We start from the raw sequence: 16,269 nt of genomic DNA on the forward strand, positions 1-16,269 counted from the left end.
GCCGGGCAGGCGCGGCATGCGGCGCACGAAATAGTCGAGCTTGCCGGTCTCGGGCGCGTCGCTGACGTAGATCGCGCCCGGCTCCATCATCGAGGGCATGAGGTAGAGCCGCTCGCCGTCCGACCAGGCGGCGGGCGCGACGAAGCTGTCATTCTCCCAGCGGCTGGGGGTGATGAATTGCCAGTCGACGAGGTCAGTCGAGCGCCAATAGCCATCGGCGAGCGTCTGGAAGAGGTAGAAGGCGCCCTTGTGCCGGACGACCACCGGATCCGCGCCGGTGCGGTAGGAGATGCCCTCGTTCACCTGCTCGAAATTGTAGCGATAGTCGATGTCGATCGGGTTGGCGTAAGTGCGCTTGCCCGGCTGCGCGCCCGCGGCGGTGCCGATCAGCGCGGTGAACACGAGGGCATGCTTGAGCATCGTCCGGGTCCTCAGCGGAGGTAGATGAACAGATTGGCGGTGAGCCGGCCCTGGCGCGGGTCGGCGCTCAGCTTCATGCCGTGGGGAATGATTCCCGAATGGAGCAGTGCGCCGCGATAGATGACGAGTCGGTCGGGCCTGGCCTCGATGCGGCCGATCTGCTCGAAATGCGCGTTGCTGGCGTTGATGTAGCCGTCGAGTTCGACGCTCTCCGCCTTGGCGGCGGTGATGAAGGTGTCGCGGTTGGTCTCGTCGAGCACTTCGATCCCGGTCGCGCGCTGGCGGTAGAATGCCGTGCCGGTACCCGGCAAGTCCGTGAGATAGTGCAGCAGCGCGACATAGCCCGGATCGGTCGAATCGAAGTGCGGCACGCGCTGCGGCGGCCCGAGCGCTTCGGGCGGCGCGGTGACGATCGAGAAGCTCGCCTCGATCAGGTCGAAGCTGTCGATATCGAACGCGCCGGCGATGAACGGCGCGGCGGCTTCGAGCAGGCCATGCGCATAGGCGTTGGCGTCGGCATCGGCCCGGGTGAAGATGCGGCGCAGGCCGGGATAATAGGTCTGGCTCGGCGGAAACGGCGCGAGCCGGGCGGCGGTGGCGACGATCGATGCCACGTCGCCGGTGATCCCGTCGACCGTGACGACTGGTTGCCGGCTCTGGCCAAAACGGTGCAGCTCGGGTGTCACCTGCGCTCCCGCCGGAAGGAAATGGGGAAGGAAGCGACGGCCTCCTCCCCCGAATTATCCGCAGATCAGAACTTGTATCTGAGGCCCGCCTGGAAGCTACGCGCATTACCGACCGTGCCATTTTCCCGGAACGTCGGATCGACACCGCTGCCGGCGCCCCAGGCCGAATAGTTGCGATTGACCGTGTCGAAAACGTTGAACGCTGCGAAGCTGGCTTCAAGATCATGCCCCCAGGGTAGCTTGAAGTTCTTCGCGATGCGCAGGTCGAGGGTCTCGTAGCCCAGAATCGTATCGGGGAAGAACACGCCGCCCATGTTGCCATAGCAGCAGGCCTCCTGTGGCTGGTTCGGCAGCCCAAAGATGACGTTGCCGAACGCCGGACCCGAACTCATGGTCAACGTGCCCGATATCACCGTATCGAACGGGCCGCGGAAGATCCCCGTGCCGACGAAACGATATTTCTCGACTCCCTGCACCCACCCCCAGCCGTAGGCGTCCACCGCCGGACCATTGTAGAACTCGTCATTATTGGCGAGTTCCTGCGCCACGTTGGTACGGGCGAACTGCACGGTAAGCGCAGCGGAGAAACCCCAGCGCGAATTGGCGGTGAACGGCTTTTCCGCGGTCAGGTAGATCGCGTTGTAGACTGCCTTGCCGCTATTGTCGCCGATATTGAGCTTGCCATTGAAGCCGGCCAGATCGCCTTGCGTCGCCGGGCATGCCGCATAGTCCACATCCGGAAAATTGTCCTGAATCCAGGTATTGCCGCCGTCGGTGCAGCCGATCACGTTGCCGCCCGCATCACGCTGCAGGAAACGGCTGTACCAGCCATTCGAGAAGCGGTTGCCGCGCACAAAGCGGAAGATGTTGTGGCTGCGGATGTGCGAATAGGTGAGCGCGGTTTGGACCTCGCCGAACCGCTTGCGCACGCCGATGTTGAACTGATCCGAATAGGGCAGCTTGGTCTCGTTATTGAGCAGCCAGATGTCGCCGCCGGTGCCCAACCCGGCTGCCGCGGCGCGCAGCGCCTCGACGTCGCGATAGGCCGGGTTCCACACCAACGTGTCGCGTGGAAGGACGCCCCCATTGCCGGCGCGCAGCGTCGCACAATTGGCGATGCCCCCGGTGCCGCCTTCCGTGCAGAAATTGGCCTGGACGACGCGTTCGTGCCGGCTCTTGATCGTCTCGATCCCGGACGTGATGAACAGCGGGCGATCATAATAGCGGCCTGCGCCGGCGAAAAAGACCAGGTCCCGATCGCCGTTCACATCGTAGCTGATGCCGATGCGCGGCTGGAACGCGCCCCAGAAGGGATCGCGATTGTCACCGGTCGAGATATAGTCCTCGGGATTGATCCCGGCCGCCTTCCAGCCCGGATAGTTCCGGAGCGCCGTCGCGACATCGGTCGGCGTTACGAAATTCTCGTTCTTGGCGTTGGTTTCGAAATCCCAGCGCAGACCGAGATTGAAGGTCCAGTGATCGTCGAGCGCCCAGTCATCCTGCACGAACACGCCGATCTGGGTATTGTTCGCGCGCCCCGGCTCGAAATCGAGGACGTTAATGCGCGCGCCATAAGGGGTGCTCGTATCGAAACCGGTATAGTTCGCAGCAGTGAAGAAATAGCCGCCGTTGCTACGATTGTCCTCGAGCCGTTCATATTTGTTGATCGCGACCTTAACGCCAGCCTTGACCGTGTGTGCGCCCCCATAGAACGTAACGTTGTTCTTGATTGTCCAGGACTTTTGGGAATCGTTCTGCTCGAAGCTGCCTGCGCCGAGCGCCGCGACAGTGCCGAAGTCGGTGCCCGCCGAAAGCACGATCTCAGGCCCCTCGCTTCCGCGCCGCGCGCCGTTCTCGACGACGCTGTACGAAAGGAAGAGTTCGTTGAGCCAATTGTCGCCGCGATGGCTCCAGTCGGCCTGGAAGGTCTTGACCTTGTTGTTGATCGGGCCGCCATGGCTCGGCACCGAGGTGCCGCCGATGCCGCCGATGTTGGATTCGTCGCGGATGAATGCCGAGAGATTGATTGTATCCTGCGACGAGGCGAACAGGGTCAGCTTGCCAAAATAGAGCTTCTGATTGAAATCCTGCGGATAGCTGCCGTTAAATTCGGAGATCAGGTTCGCCGGCACCGGCGGCCGCAAGTCGACATTCCCCGACGGCTTGACCTTGTCGGTCGCTTCGAACGCACCGTAGAAATGCAGCACGTCCTTGATGATCGGCCCGCCCAGATCGGCGCCATATTGCCAGCGGCTATAGTCCGGCTTCTCCCTGGAACCGTCCCGATTGTTCGCCTTGCCCGGCCTATCGAAATAAGGTCGACCGAAGAACGCCTTGGGCTGCCATTCTCCGAACAGCGTGCCATGGAGCTCCTGACCGCCGGTCTTGGTGACCGCGGTGATGATGGCGGATCCGGCCTGCTCATACTCGGCCTTGAAGTTCTGCGTATTAACCGCGAATTCCTGGATCGCGAGCTGCGGGAAGGGATTCCCTTCCGAGAAATTCTGACCCGAAAGACCGCCATGGTTGATCGGGTTCTTCATGCTGAGCCCGTCGATGAACACGTTGGTCTGGTCTGGGCTCACCGCGCCCGCCTGCACCTGCCGATTGCTGCCCGAGGGCGACACGGTGACGCCCGGCGCCAGCGCCGCGAAGTTCAGAAAGTTGCGGTCGTTCTGCGGCAGATTCTCGATTTGCTGGGGAGAGACGTTGGTGGTGATCGTCGCCGTACGCACCTCGTTGCGGCCGCGGCGGCCGGTCACGACCACTTCCTGGCCGCCGGTGCTCGCGGGCGCCGGCGGCGCAATGTCATAGACGACGGTTTGCCCGACGGGAACGACAACCGTTTCCGCCTCGATCCCCGGCGCTTCCACGCGATAGGTACCGGGACGCAGGCCGGGCACGAAATAGTTGCCGCTGGCATCGACGGTCGCGGTGACGGTCTGTCCGGTGTTGTTATCGGTGATGGTGACCGCCGTGCCGGCCGAAGCCCCCTCGACATGGCCGCGCAATGCGGAGGTGGTCTGTGCGAACGCCGAGGTGCTGACCATCAGCGCGGCGGCGAAGGCGCCAGCCGAAATCCCGCGAACGAGAATCGAACGCTTGCTGCGAAAGTCCGTCATCATTCTCTCCCCTAAAAACCGGCGATGTAACCGGTTACAGCGTCGCTGGAGCTTTTCACATCTCCTGACACCCGTCCCACAAACCTCTTTATGACTACGTTGTCAATCGCCTTTGCACAGGGAGTTGCCGCTACGGGTAGCATGGCCCGGATGTGCGACATCCGGGCCACAGGTCCTCATTCCCACCAATAGGGCCGGCGCTTGGCGGTGCCGGTCTCGGCCTCGTTCATCGTCCGCGGATCGTACATCCGCCCGCCGAGCATCACGCGGTGGACCTTGTCGCTGTTGCGGATGTCGGCGACCGGATCGGCGTCGAGCACCACCAGGTCGGCGAGCTTGCCGGCCTCGATCGAGCCGATGTCCTTGGCGAAGCCGAGCGACCTGGCGGAATCGATCGTGCCGGCGCGCAGCGCCTCGAGCGGCGTCATGCCGCCGCGCACGAACGACCACAGCTCCCAGTGCGGGCCGATCCCGGCCTGCTGCCCGTGCGCGCCGATCGAGACCAGCTTGCCCGCCGCGGCGACCTTTTTCGCCTCGCGGGCATTGTCGTCGTCGACGAAATTGTCCTCGGGCGCCTTGGTCACGCGCATCGTGTCCGCGCGCAGCCGCGCTGGCGGCGTGTGGACCATCAGCGGGTTCTTCCACACATCGGTCGCCTGGCGCCAATAGGGATCGCCGGCGAGCCCGCCATAGCTCACCACCAGTGTCGGCGTGTAGTTGGTGTCCGACTGGCCGAACAGCTGCAGCACGTCGCGGTAGAAGATGTCGGCCGGGATGTTGTGCTCGAGCGTCGAGTTGCCGTCGGCGATCAGGTTCATGTCCATGCCGAACAGCGAGCCGCCCTCCGCAACCACCTGCATGTTCTCGGCGCGCGCGGCGGCGACGACCATCTGACGCTGCTCGCGGCGCGGCTGGTTGTAGTTCTTCACCGAATGCGCGCCCTGCGCCTTCAGGCGGCGGACGTGGGCGAGCGCGTCCTCATAGCTGTTGATCTCGGCATAGACGTCGGCGTTCTTGGCGCCATAGACGATCTCGCCGGTCGAGAAGATGCGCGGACCCAGGATCTTGCCCGCACGCTGCATCTGTTGCGCGGTGAAGACGAGGCTCGCCTGGCTCGAAGGGTCGTGGATCGTGGTCGTGCCGAGCGCGAGGTTCTGGACGAGCGACCAGTTCTGCTGCGGCACGAGATCGTCGGTGCCATAGGGGCCGTGCGCGTGCGCATCGACCAACCCCGGGATGATCGTCTTGCCGGTGACGTCGATCGTCCTGGTGCCCGCGGGCAGCTGGATCGCGGCGGTCGGCGCTACCTGGACGATGCGGTCGCCCTCGATCACGATTGTGGCATTGTCGATGATCCCGCCATCGGCGCCGGCCATCGTCACCACGCGCGCGCCGGTGAGCGCGATACGCCCCGTGGGCTTGGCCGCCTTCACCTCCATCGCGAGCGAGGTCGTGCGCGTCGGGACGGCGGCTTTGGCCGTGCCCGGGGCGTTGGCGAAGAAACTGCTGCGGTCCGCCGTGAACAGCGTCGGTCCCATGCTCCAGTGGAGACGCGACCCGTCGCCGGACCAGTGGATATAGTCGGCGCCATCGGTGCTGACGCGGACCACGGGAAGCGCATCGGCCTTGGGCCCGACCGCCGCTTCCTGCCCGCCCGGCATGAGCGGCATCGCGAACACCTGGTAGTTCTGGCGGAAGGCGATGCTCCTGCCGTCGGGCGCGACAATGAAGTCGTTGGCGAGCTCGCCCGTCGCATGGACTCGCTTGCTCTCGCCGTTCAGATCGGTGGAGACGAGCTGGAGCTTGTCCTCGCCCGCCTCGGTCATGAACAGGCGGTCGCTCGATGCGCCGAACTGCGGCCGTGCCATGCCGCGCGCGACCAGTTGCGGCGCGCCGCCCGCGGCGGCGACGCGATAGACGCCAGGGTCGTTCGACCAGCCGGGCGCGGTGAGACCGCCGCCTGCCGCCTTCTCGAACACGATGGTGCGGCCGTCGGGCGAGAAATGTGGCCGCGCGTAGAGGCCGGGCTGAGTCGTCACGTCGCGTGCCGCGCCGCCCGTGGCAGAAACGGTGCGGATGCGGCCGAGCTTCGCGTCGCTCCACTCGACGAACACGATCGAACGGCCGTCGCGCGACCAGGACGGGTAGAGCTCGAACCCGGCGTCATCTGCCAGGCTGGTCAGCCGCCGAGGCGCGCCGCCCGACACTGGTCGGATCCACAGCTTGCCCAGCTCCTCGAACACCACCCGGCCGCCATCGGGCGACACCGCGGCGAAGCGAGTCATCTTGGTCGTGAAGCTCGCCGGCGCCACCTCGATCTGGGGATGCGGCGCGCCGGCGACCGCGCGGGTGTCGGCAACGTGGAACGGGATCACCGCGGCGTTCGCGCCGTCGGCACCGACGCGGCGGAGCTTGCCGCCGGCCCAGAACACGATCGACTTGCCGTCGGGCGTCCAGTCCATGTTGGGATAGACGCCGGTGACCGCCCAGGTCTCCTGCACGTCCTGGTCGAGCGCGTCGTAGATCTTGCGCTCTTCGCCCGAAACCAGGTCCTTGACGTAGAGCTTCGACTTGGTCGCCTCGCGGCGGACAAATGCGATCTTGGTGCCGTCGGGCGAGGGCGTGGGGCGCACCGAACCGCCAAGGCCGCTCACGGCGGTGGTCGTCTCGCCGGTCTCGAGGTCGTAGCGCTCGATGTTGAAGAGGTTGGTGTTCGAATCCTGCGCATATTCGAAGATCGGGCCGGGCGTGATGTTGCGCGTGAAGAAGACCGACTTGCCGTCGGCGGCATAGACCGGCTCGCCCAGCTCCTTCTGGTGCCTCTCGTTGACGCGCTTGACCAGCCGGACGCCGCTGCCGCCCGAGACATGGTAGAGCCACACCTCGCCGGTGCCGAGCGAGCGGCCGGTGGTGAAATGCTTCTTGGCGACGAGATACTGGCCATCGGGCGACCAGCTCGGCTGGTTAAGGAGGCGGAAATCCTCCTTGGTCAGCTGGCGCTTGTCGCTGCCGTCGGCGTTCATGATCCAGATATTGTCGCCGCCTCCGCGATCGGAGGTGAAGGCGATGCGGCGGCCGTCGGGCGAGAAGCGCGGCTGCACCTCCCAGGCGAGCCCCTCGGCGATGCGGGTCGGCGTGCCGCCGGCGATCGGCATGGTGTAGATGTCGCCAAGCAGGGTGAAGGCGAGGCTGCGGCCGTCCGGGCTGACGTCGACATCCATCCAGGTGCCCTCGTCGGTATCGATGCGCGCCTGGCGCAGCACCGCACCGGCGGGCGCGTTGACGTCCCATTTGGGCTTCTCGGCCTTGGGCGCGGGCGCGGGCGAAGCCGAGGCGACAGGGGTCGCGCCGGGCTGGGGCACGGGGAGCGGCTGCTTGTCAGGATCCGTCGCCTTGTCCTCGGGGGCTTCGGTCTGCTCGACCGGACGCGGGTTCTGCTGCTGTTGCGCCTGGGCCTGGCCGAGAACGAAGAGCGCGGCGAGGACGCCGGCGACCGAGTGACGCATGCGAGAAGCCCCCTGAAACCTGTTGCGGACGGGAGTGGTAACGGGCGAAACCGTCGCCGTCATCAGCGCTTGGTCGAAAAGCTAGCGCCGCAGCAGGAACACCGCATGCTCGGCGAGGAAGTTCGCCGCCGCCGATGTGGTGCGCTCGCCGTTCGACAGGAACCAGGCCTGCTCGACCGTGATGCCGCGCTCGCGGACATAGGCGCGGAAATCGTCCACGGTGACGTGATGGATGTTGGGCGTCTCGTACCAGGCGACGGGCAGCAGCCGAGTCACCGGCATCCGCCCGCCCCACAGCAGCGACAACCGCACGCGCCAGTGCGCGAAATTGGGGAAGGAGACGACCGCCCGCTCGCCGATCCGCAACAGGTGATCGAGCACGTGATGCGGGTACATCGTGGTCTGCAGCGTCTGGCTGAGGATCGCATAGTCGAAGCTGGCGTCGGGATAGTCGGCGAGGTCGCGATCGGCATCGCCCTGGATCACCGACAGGCCGCGCCCGACCGCGGCGGCGACATTGGCCGGATCGATCTCGAGCCCGCGCGCATCGCATTGCCGCTCGTCACGCAGCGCCGCCATCAGCGCGCCGTCGCCGCAGCCGACATCGAGCACGCGGCTGCCCGGGCTCACATTGGCGGCGATGATCGCGAGGTCGGGGCGGAGGCCGGTCATGCCGTACCCCGCCGATAGACGTCCGGATCGTGGCGCTGCATGAACAATTCGGGATCGGCGATCGGCGCCCAGCCCAGAGCGGCATAGACGCGATGCGCGTCGCGGGTCGCCAGCATCCAGCGGCGCAGGTTCCGCAGCTCCGGGTGTTCGTGCAACGCCAGCACCATCGCCTTGGCCAGCCCCTTGCCGCCGTGCTCGGGCAGCACGAAGACGTCGGCGAGATAGGCGAAGGTCGCACGGTCGGTGACGGCGCGCGCGAAGCCGACCTGCGCGTCGCCGCGATAGGCGCCGACGCAGACCGAGTTGGCGATCGCCCGCGCCATGGTCTCGCGCGGGATGTCCCGCGCCCAATAGGTCTGGGCGATGAAGCCGTGGATCACGTCGAGCTGAAGCCGCGCCGGATCGAGGCCGACGTCATAGCCGTCCGTCATCGGCCCGCCCTCAGGAAGCCGTCGACCACGCGGTTGAGCTGGGGCGCCTCGAGCAGGAACGCGTCATGGCCGAACGGCGAGGACAGCTCGACGAAGCTGACCGGCGCGCCGGCGGCATTGAGCGCATGGACGATCGCGCGGGATTCGCGGGTCGGGTAGAGCCAGTCGGTGTCGAAGCTGACCAGGCAGAAGCGCGCTCTGGTCTCGCGGAATGCGTTGGCAAGCGTGCCGCCATGCTCCTCGGCCAAATCGAAATAGTCCATCGCACGGGTGATGTAGAGATAGGCGTTTGCATCGAAGCGGTCGACGAAGCTCAGCCCCTGATGACGCAGATAGCTCTCGATCTGGAAATCGGCGTCGAAGCCGAACGACTTGGCCTCACGCGCCTGCAGCCGGCGGCCGAACTTCTCGGTCAGCCCCGCTTCGGAGAGATAAGTGATATGCGCCGCCATGCGTGCCACCGCGAGGCCCGCGGCGGGCGGCTCGCCGTCATAATAGGCGCCACCGTTCCAGCGCGGATCGGCCATCACCGCCTGGCGGCCGACCTCGTGGAAGGCGATGTTCTGCGCGGAGTGGCGCGCGGTGGAGGCGATCACCACAGCGGCCTCGACCCGGTCTGGAAAGGTCGCGGGCCAGCTCAGCGCCTGCATGCCCCCCATCGATCCGCCGACCACGGCCTTCAGCCGCCCGACGCCGAGATGGTCGAGCAGCATCGCCTGTGCGCGGACCATGTCGCGGATCGTGATGACCGGGAAGCTCATGCCCCAGGGCTGGCCGGTCGCCGGGTTGACCGTCGCCGGCCCTGACGTACCCATGCAGCTGCCCAGCACATTGGCGCAGACGATGAAATGCCGCTCGGGATCGACCGGCTTGCCCGGCCCCACCATCCGCGTCCACCAGCCGGGCTTGCCCGTCACCGGATGCGGCGAAGCGACATGCTGGTCGCCGGTCAGCGCATGGCAGATCAGGATCGCGTTGCCGCCGTCGGGCGCGAGATCGCCGTAAGTCTCGTAGGCGATTTCGACGGGCGAGAGCAGCACGCCGCCGTCGAGCCGCAGCGGCCCGGGCAGGGTGACGTGACGCGATAGGCCGAAACGCTGGTCGTCGGACATGCGCGTCTGACTAGGGATGCGGAGGCTCGCGTTCAAGCGGCGCGGCGGCGGGACCGCGCGGTGATCACCGCTTGCGCCGCGAGTCGGCCGGTCTGCGCGCCACCGTTCATGAAGCCGACCCACGCGTCCGAGACGTGCTCGCCCGCGAAGATCAGGCGGCCGGCGATGGCCTGTTGGCGCTCGCCTGCATCGTCGGACTCGATCCAGAACAGCGGGCCGAAGCGCGTGAGCTGGCCCGGCGCGCTGTTGGTATAGGCGCCGAGCGTCAGCGCGTCGTTGCACCAGTTGGTGCGGCGAACCATGCCGCCCGCCACCGCTTGGGCGATACCGGGAATGGCAGGCTCGGAGCGTTGCGCGAGCGCTGCGGCTAGGGCGTCGGGTGCGGCGGTGGCGGCCGCGACCTGATACCCGCCGAGGAACCAGTTCCACACCGGCTTGCCGCCGTCCACACCCTTGAGCGTGCCGTCCCAGCCGAGCGAATAGGGCGAGGCGGTGTCCCACAGCTCGCCGCCGGTGCCGAGCACCTCCGTCCAAGGAGTCGCCGAGGTCGTGACCTGCACCTTCTCGTTCCGGCCGAGATCGGCCTGCGCCACGAACTCGCGCCAGCGCGCGGGGAGCGGAACGGCGAAGTCGATCTGGCGCAGGAGCGGAGCGGGGACCGCGACGATCACCATGTCGGCCTCGACGCTGGCGCCGTCCAGAAACTCAAGCCGCATCCCGCCGCCCGTCTCGCGGATCGCGCGCAACCGCCGCCCGGTCTCGATCCGGTCGCGATGCGCCTGCGCGATCGCCTCGGCCAGCCGGCCCGAGCCCCCCGCAATCACGTAGCGCTCGTCGCTGCCGGCAAGTACCTCGACATGCTCGCCCTTCACGGTGGGCAGGTTGAAGATCAGTTGCAGTGCCGAGGCCTGGTGCGGCTCGGCGCCGTACTCGGTGCGGATGCTCGATTCGATCAGCGCGCGGATGCGCGGATCGCGGATCAGCTCGGCGTGACGGTCCAGATATTGCGCGACTGACAGCCGGTCGATCACCGCGGCGGCACGCGGATTGGCGTCGACCGCTTCGGAATCACGTGCGATCCGCGCGGCGAGCGGGCCGAGGAGCCGCGCCAGCTCCGCCTGCGACGCGACCGCGCCGTCGGCGAGCACGACCGAGTGATGCGGACCGGATTTGCGGTCGATCAGCGGCACCGCGAATTCCCTCGCCAGCGCATGGATGTCGTCATGGTCCGAATTGACGAGCTGGCCGCCCGCCTCGAACAGCTGCCCCTCGGCGGTGCGCTGGGTGTACATGCGCCCGCCGAGGCGGTTGCGCGCCTCGTAGAGCCGCGCATCGATGCCCTCCTTTGCCAGGTGGTGCAGCGCCGAGAGCCCGGCGATCCCGCCGCCGACGATCGCGACCCGGCCCGACGGCGGAAGCGCGAGCGCGGGCACGGGAAGTCCGGCCGCGACGCCACTCGCCGCCATGCCCTGGAGCAATGCGCGGCGCCCGATCCCGCCATGGCCCGGGCGTGGCGGCGCTTCGCCCCGCGCCGCCAGGTCATCCCGCCGCGCCAGCTCCAGCGCGCGCCACAGCGTTTCGCTTCCACGCATCGATCATCCCCTGTTCCATGCGCGGCCTAGCATGGAGCGATTGCGCAAACCTTGCCATTCTTACCCGCTTCGGCCATCGCCCGCCCATGAACGCACCCCTCAAGCCCCGGCCCATGCCCTGGATCATGGAGATCGCCCCCTATGTGCCCGGGCGCTCCAAGACCGATGACGGCCGCAAGGCGATCAAGCTCTCGTCGAACGAGAACCCGCTCGGCACCTCGCCCGCGGCGCGCGCGGCGTTCGTCAGCATGGCGGACAATCTCGAACGCTATCCGGATGCCAGCGGTACGGAGCTGCGCGAGGCGCTCGCCGAGCTCCACGGCCTCGATCCCGCGCGGATCATCTACGGCAACGGCTCGGACGAGGTGCTGCACCTCGCCGCCGGCGCCTTTGCCGGGCCGGGCGACGAGATCATCTATGTGAATTACGGCTTCTCGGTCTATCCGATCGCCACGCGCCGCGTCGGCGCGACCCCGGTGATCGCGCCCGACAACGACTATGCGACCGATGTCGACGCGATCCTGGCATGCGTGACCGACAAGACCCGGATCGTCTTCATCGCCAACCCCAACAACCCGACCGGCACCTATGCCAGCCGCGAGGAGATCGCGCGGCTGCACGCCAGCCTGCGCTCCGACATCCTGCTCGTGCTCGACCATGCCTATGCCGAGTATATCGAGGGCGAGATCGACGACGGCGGGATGGAACTCGCCAAGACCGCGCCCAACGTGCTGGTGACGCGCACCTTCTCCAAGCTCTACGGCCTCGCCGCCGAGCGGATCGGCTGGGGCTATGCCTCGGCCGAGATCATCGAGGCGATGCACCGCATCCGCCTGCCCTTCAGCATCACCATCGCGGGCACCGCGGCGGCGATCGCGGCGCTCGGCGACACGGCGTTCGTCGAGCGCACCCGCGCGCACAATGCCCAATGGCGGCGCTGGTTCGCGGACGAGATCGCCAAGCTCGGCAACGCCGGTCTTCGCGCGGTGCCGAGCCAGGCGAACTTCATCCTGGTCCTGTTCGAGGGCGCGCTGACCGCGGAGGCCGCGTACAAGGGGCTGATGGAGGCAGGCTATATCGTGCGCTGGCTGCCCGGCCAGGGGCTGCCGCACGGCCTGCGCATCACGATCGGCACCGAAGACGAGACGCGCGCGGTGGCGGGCATCCTCAAGCGGCTCGTGGCGGACGCGCGCGGCGACACCACGGCGGAATGAAAAGCTTCGGGATCATCGGCTTCGGCCGGTTCGGACAGCTCGCCGCACGGCATCTGCGCGGTCACTTCGCGGTCACGGTGACCGACCGCGCCGACATCGCCGATCCGGCCGCGGCGCTCGGCGTGCACGCCGGCACGCTCGAGCAGGCCGCGGCAAGCGATGTCGTGATGCTGGCGGTGCCGGTGCAGGCGATGGCGGCGACGATCGCCGCGATTGCCCCGCTGCTCCGCCCCGGCGCGCTGGTGCTCGACGTCGCCTCGGTCAAGATGCTGCCCGCGCGCTGGATGCGCGAGATATTGCCCGAGAGCGTCGACATCGTCGCCACCCATCCCCTATTCGGGCCGCAGAGCGCGCGCGGCGGCCTTGCCGGCCTGCCGCTGGTCGTGTGCCAGGTGCGCGGCGAGGCGCATCACAAGGTCGCCGAGTTCGGCCGCAGCCTCGGCCTCGCGGTGTCGGTCACCACCGCCGAGGAGCATGACCGCGAGATGGCCTATGTCCAGGCGCTCACCCACCTCATCGGGCGCACCCTGGTCAACATCCGCATTCCCGACGAAGAGCTCAAGACTCACAGCTACCAGCATCTGCTCGAGCTGTGCGGGCTGATCCGCGACGATACCGAGGAGCTGTTCTTCGCGATCCAGAACCTCAACCCGTTCGCGGAGGAGATCACGCGCCAGTTCATCGCCGAGGCCAACGGCCTGCTCGCGCGCAGCCTCAAGGCGGGCAACGCCAGCAGCGCGGATTGATGGCGCGGTCCCCTAGCTCACCGCCCAGGCATAAGTGAGAACCACCGCGGCGACGAACGAGGCGAAGGTGCGGACATGATTCCACCACGTCCAGTCGCGCAAATAGCGCGCCCATAAAGCCGCACCCAGCTCGCTGTCCGGATCGACGCGCGCGAGCGCGTCGTTGAGCGGGACGTTGCGTCCCATCGTCAGCACGAAGCAGCCGAAGACGTAGCAGATCGCGCCGAGAATCACGTAGGGAGCGGCCGGGCGGCCGAGGTGCAGCGCCGCGGCCACGGCCAGCACCAGCAACAGCAGCGCCGTGCCCATGAACACCCCGAGGAACAGCGGCGTGATCACCGCGACGTTGATCGACTGCATCGCGCGGATGCCCTCGGCCACCGGCACGCGGGCAAGCGCCTGCATGATGAAGGTCGAGAAACCGTAGAAGACGCCGGCGATGATGAAGGCGCCGATCGCGGCGACAAGGACGGGAAGTTCGAGCAGGCTGGCCGTCATGATCCATTTCCCTCTGTTTCGTCGCACGCCTCAGGATTCGAGCGCGTTGATCCCCCTGTGTACCGCGGCTTCGGCATCGGCGCGCGGCAGGCCGGGCGCAATCGGCGCGCCGAAACTGAAGGTGACGACTCCGCTCCGTTTCGGACCGCGCCGTGGCCACAGCCTGCCGCTGTCGAGCGCGACGGGTACCACCGCTAGACTAAGTGCCCGGTAGAGACCCGCAAAGCCCGAACGTAGCGGCGGCGTCTCGCCCGGCGCGACGCGCGTTCCTTCCGGAAAGATCAGCACCGACCGGCCCTCGCCCATCGCCTCCCGCGCCTCCCGCATCATCTGCCGCAGCGCCTTGGCGTTGGCGGCGCGATCGACCACGATCACGCCGTAGCGCCGCGCCGCCCAGCCCCAGAGCGGGATGCGCGCGAGCTCGCGCTTCATCACGATCGCCGGCGCGTCGAGCATGATGGCGAGCGCCATCGTCTCGAACATCGCCTGGTGCTTGGCGGCATAGAGCGCCGGCCCGGCCGCGCGCTGGCCGTCAACCTGGATGCGGATCCCAGCGATGTGCCGTGCCGACCACACCCCGAGCCGCGCCCAGCCGATGCAATAGCCACGCAGGATGCGCGTGCCGAACAGCGCCACGACCGGCGTGCCCAGCACGATCGGCACCGACAGGCCATAGAAGAAGAGCGCGAAGGCAGCGCTGCGCAGCCGGTCAGCCATTGCCGAGCCCGAACAGCAACGCGACGCGGCGCAGCAGATATTTGTGATATTCGCGCAGCAGCATGGCGAAGCGCGCATTGGTGCGCACGCCATCGCCGCGGATCTCGACCTCGCCGCCAAGGGCGTTGCCGAGCTCGAGCTTCGCGCGGGGAAGATGCCAGTCGGCGGTGACGAGACGGACCGATTTATAGCCGCGCCGGCGCACCCACGCCGCAGTCTCGTCGGCATTGGAGCGCGTATCCACCGCCTCGTGCCCGAGATCGATGCAGCAGCGGAACAGCCGCGGCGGCGCCCGATATTCCACCGCCAGCTCGATCGGGCGGACGGTGGGATCGGTGCCGGTGATCAGCATCCGCTTCGCCGCATGCGCCTGCATGAGCGCGATCCCGCGGTCGATGCGGCCGGGGCCGCCGGTGGGCACGACGATGGCGTCGGTCTTCACATATGCCTCGAGCGGCTTGCCGAGCGAGAGCATGAACAGCGCGAAGCCGAGCGCCCAAGCGAGTGCGAGCACCGCGAGGACGCGCCAGATCACCCCGATCACAGCGTCTTCCCCAGCGTGCCGAGCACCGCGACCCGCGCGGCGAGCAGCGCGAGCAGCGCGAAGGCCAGCGGTAGCGCGATCAGTACCAGCCAGTCGAGCGGCGCCAGGGCGACGCCGCCGAGCAGCTCCGATCCCAGCCCCGCCGCCTGCTGGCCGAGCAGCCACACCACGGCCAGCGCGCCGATCGTGCCGAGCGCGCCGCCGAGCAGCGTATCGAACGCGATGCGCCGCTGGAACAGGCGCGCCACCTGCACGTCGGTCGAGCCGAGCATGTGGAGCACCGCGATCGTGTCGCGATGCATGTCGAGCCCGCCGCGCGCGGCGAGCAGCACGACGATCGTCGTCGCGGTCGCCATCAGGATCACGAGCGCCACCGCGAACCAGGTGATGGTGATGAGGAAGTTGCTCACCGGCGAGAGCCATTGCGCATGCCGGTCGATCCGCGCGGCGGGCGCAACCGCGAGCGCGGCGTCGCGCACGCGAGCGACTGCCGCGGCATCGCCCGAGGCGAGGTCGACGTCGATCATCGCCGGCATCGGCAGATCGGCATCGAGCCCGGCTTCGCCCAGCCACGGCTGCAGCAGCTCGGCCAGGCGCGCGCGGTCGACCTCCGCGACGCGCTCGACGCCCGGAAGCGCGCGCACCCGCTCGGCGATCCGGCGCGCGCCGGCGTCGCGCCGGGCGGCGTCGGCCTCGACCAGCTGGATGGTGAGGCGCCCGGCGAGCTGGCGATCGAGCGCGCGGCTGGCGCGCCCCATCCCCAGGCCGAGCGCGGCGGCGAGCACCGTCAGGAACAGCATGATCGCCATCACCCACAGCATCGCGCGCGTGCGCCGGCTCTCGTCGAGCAGGCGCCGTTCGGGCTTGTCGCGCACGAGCAGCTTCATGTCGGCGCCGCCCCCGGCGGATAGCGCAGCGCGCCGGTGGGATCGACCAGCCGGCCCTTTTCGATCCGCATCATCCGCGCGTCGGGGATGCGGCTGATCATGAGGAAGTGGCCCGCAAAAAG

13 protein-coding genes and 1 pseudogene are annotated in these 16,269 nt (G+C 67.7%); 2 read left to right on the plus strand and 12 right to left on the minus strand.

Features of this window, described 5'->3' with window-relative positions; genetic code table 11:
- The 8 genes and pseudogenes from ABDV68_RS12535 to ABDV68_RS12570 all read right to left on the minus strand — a co-directional run.
- Window positions 1–420 (minus strand): annotated as a pseudogene (locus ABDV68_RS12535) (coagulation factor 5/8 type domain protein); the annotation flags it as partial.
- A gap of 11 nt (window positions 421–431) precedes the next feature.
- On the minus strand, window positions 432–1,106 hold the full coding sequence (locus ABDV68_RS12540) for a DUF6445 family protein (protein ID WP_343520331.1): 675 nt from the start codon (window positions 1,104–1,106) through the stop codon (window positions 432–434).
- Between the two features lie 65 nt (window positions 1,107–1,171).
- Window positions 1,172–4,228: a TonB-dependent receptor gene (locus ABDV68_RS12545; RefSeq protein WP_343520332.1), complete on the minus strand. Its 3,057-nt coding sequence runs from the start codon at window positions 4,226–4,228 to the stop codon at window positions 1,172–1,174.
- 176 nt (window positions 4,229–4,404) lie between these two features.
- Window positions 4,405–7,734: an amidohydrolase family protein gene (locus ABDV68_RS12550; protein WP_343520333.1), complete on the minus strand. Its 3,330-nt coding sequence runs from the start codon at window positions 7,732–7,734 to the stop codon at window positions 4,405–4,407.
- 81 nt (window positions 7,735–7,815) lie between these two features.
- Window positions 7,816–8,406 carry a methionine biosynthesis protein MetW gene (gene metW, locus ABDV68_RS12555; RefSeq protein WP_343520334.1) on the minus strand — a complete coding sequence of 197 codons (591 nt, stop codon included), beginning with the start codon at window positions 8,404–8,406 and terminating at the stop codon, window positions 7,816–7,818.
- The gene (locus tag ABDV68_RS12560; RefSeq protein WP_343520336.1) at window positions 8,403–8,837 is read right to left on the minus strand and encodes a GNAT family N-acetyltransferase; all 435 of its coding nucleotides are present in this window, start codon (window positions 8,835–8,837) and stop codon (window positions 8,403–8,405) included. The genes metW and ABDV68_RS12560 overlap by 4 nt, the downstream gene beginning before the upstream one ends.
- Complete coding sequence (locus tag ABDV68_RS12565) at window positions 8,834–9,949, minus strand: homoserine O-acetyltransferase (RefSeq protein ID WP_343520338.1); 1,116 nt, start codon at window positions 9,947–9,949, stop codon at window positions 8,834–8,836. Before ABDV68_RS12565 ends, ABDV68_RS12560 begins: the two co-directional genes overlap by 4 nt.
- Window positions 9,950–9,981: 32 nt before the next feature.
- Window positions 9,982–11,541 (minus strand): FAD-dependent oxidoreductase, encoded by a 1,560-nt coding sequence (locus ABDV68_RS12570; RefSeq protein WP_343520339.1) that lies wholly within the window; start codon window positions 11,539–11,541, stop codon window positions 9,982–9,984.
- 86 nt (window positions 11,542–11,627) lie between these two features.
- Here ABDV68_RS12570 and hisC point away from each other — a divergent pair, with 86 nt between their 5' ends.
- A complete protein-coding gene (gene hisC, locus ABDV68_RS12575; RefSeq protein WP_343520340.1) occupies window positions 11,628–12,755 on the plus strand; it encodes a histidinol-phosphate transaminase in 1,128 nt (375 codons plus the stop codon).
- Complete coding sequence (locus tag ABDV68_RS12580) at window positions 12,752–13,501, plus strand: prephenate dehydrogenase/arogenate dehydrogenase family protein (RefSeq protein WP_343520341.1); 750 nt, start codon at window positions 12,752–12,754, stop codon at window positions 13,499–13,501. The genes hisC and ABDV68_RS12580 overlap by 4 nt, the downstream gene beginning before the upstream one ends.
- 12 nt (window positions 13,502–13,513) lie before the next feature.
- Here the strand turns inward: ABDV68_RS12580 and ABDV68_RS12585 are convergent, their stop codons facing one another.
- From ABDV68_RS12585 to ABDV68_RS12600, 4 genes are read right to left on the minus strand one after another with little or no spacing between them, the layout of a single operon-like run.
- Window positions 13,514–13,999 carry an anthrone oxygenase family protein gene (locus tag ABDV68_RS12585; protein ID WP_343520342.1) on the minus strand — a complete coding sequence of 162 codons (486 nt, stop codon included), beginning with the start codon at window positions 13,997–13,999 and terminating at the stop codon, window positions 13,514–13,516.
- 30 nt (window positions 14,000–14,029) lie between these two features.
- On the minus strand, window positions 14,030–14,716 hold the full coding sequence (locus tag ABDV68_RS12590) for a lysophospholipid acyltransferase family protein (protein WP_343520343.1): 687 nt from the start codon (window positions 14,714–14,716) through the stop codon (window positions 14,030–14,032).
- Complete coding sequence (locus ABDV68_RS12595) at window positions 14,709–15,251, minus strand: YdcF family protein (protein ID WP_343520345.1); 543 nt, start codon at window positions 15,249–15,251, stop codon at window positions 14,709–14,711. Before ABDV68_RS12595 ends, ABDV68_RS12590 begins: the two co-directional genes overlap by 8 nt.
- Before the next feature lie 5 nt (window positions 15,252–15,256).
- Window positions 15,257–16,147, minus strand: a complete 891-nt coding sequence (locus ABDV68_RS12600; RefSeq protein ID WP_343520344.1) for an FtsX-like permease family protein — start codon at window positions 16,145–16,147, stop codon at window positions 15,257–15,259.
- Between the last annotated feature and the right edge of the window lie 122 nt (window positions 16,148–16,269).

The organism is Sphingomonas sp. (assembly GCF_039595165.1).
Lineage (GTDB): Bacteria > Pseudomonadota > Alphaproteobacteria > Sphingomonadales > Sphingomonadaceae > Sphingomonas.

What these genes read in the sequence shown, in the direction of transcription:
- ABDV68_RS12560 (WP_343520336.1), bottom strand. Translation starts at nt 8,837, where the DNA reads ATGACGGACGGCTATGACGTCGGCCTCGATCCGGCGCGGCTTCAGCTC.
- ABDV68_RS12545 (WP_343520332.1), bottom strand. Translation starts at nt 4,228, where the DNA reads ATGACGGACTTTCGCAGCAAGCGTTCGATTCTCGTTCGCGGGATTTCG.
- hisC (WP_343520340.1), top strand. Translation starts at nt 11,628, where the DNA reads ATGAACGCACCCCTCAAGCCCCGGCCCATGCCCTGGATCATGGAGATC.
- ABDV68_RS12580 (WP_343520341.1), top strand. Translation starts at nt 12,752, where the DNA reads ATGAAAAGCTTCGGGATCATCGGCTTCGGCCGGTTCGGACAGCTCGCC.
- ABDV68_RS12585 (WP_343520342.1), bottom strand. Translation starts at nt 13,999, where the DNA reads ATGACGGCCAGCCTGCTCGAACTTCCCGTCCTTGTCGCCGCGATCGGC.
- ABDV68_RS12600 (WP_343520344.1), bottom strand. Translation starts at nt 16,147, where the DNA reads ATGAAGCTGCTCGTGCGCGACAAGCCCGAACGGCGCCTGCTCGACGAG.
- ABDV68_RS12570 (WP_343520339.1), bottom strand. Translation starts at nt 11,541, where the DNA reads ATGCGTGGAAGCGAAACGCTGTGGCGCGCGCTGGAGCTGGCGCGGCGG.
- ABDV68_RS12590 (WP_343520343.1), bottom strand. Translation starts at nt 14,716, where the DNA reads ATGGCTGACCGGCTGCGCAGCGCTGCCTTCGCGCTCTTCTTCTATGGC.
- ABDV68_RS12565 (WP_343520338.1), bottom strand. Translation starts at nt 9,949, where the DNA reads ATGTCCGACGACCAGCGTTTCGGCCTATCGCGTCACGTCACCCTGCCC.
- metW (WP_343520334.1), bottom strand. Translation starts at nt 8,406, where the DNA reads ATGACCGGCCTCCGCCCCGACCTCGCGATCATCGCCGCCAATGTGAGC.
- ABDV68_RS12550 (WP_343520333.1), bottom strand. Translation starts at nt 7,734, where the DNA reads ATGCGTCACTCGGTCGCCGGCGTCCTCGCCGCGCTCTTCGTTCTCGGC.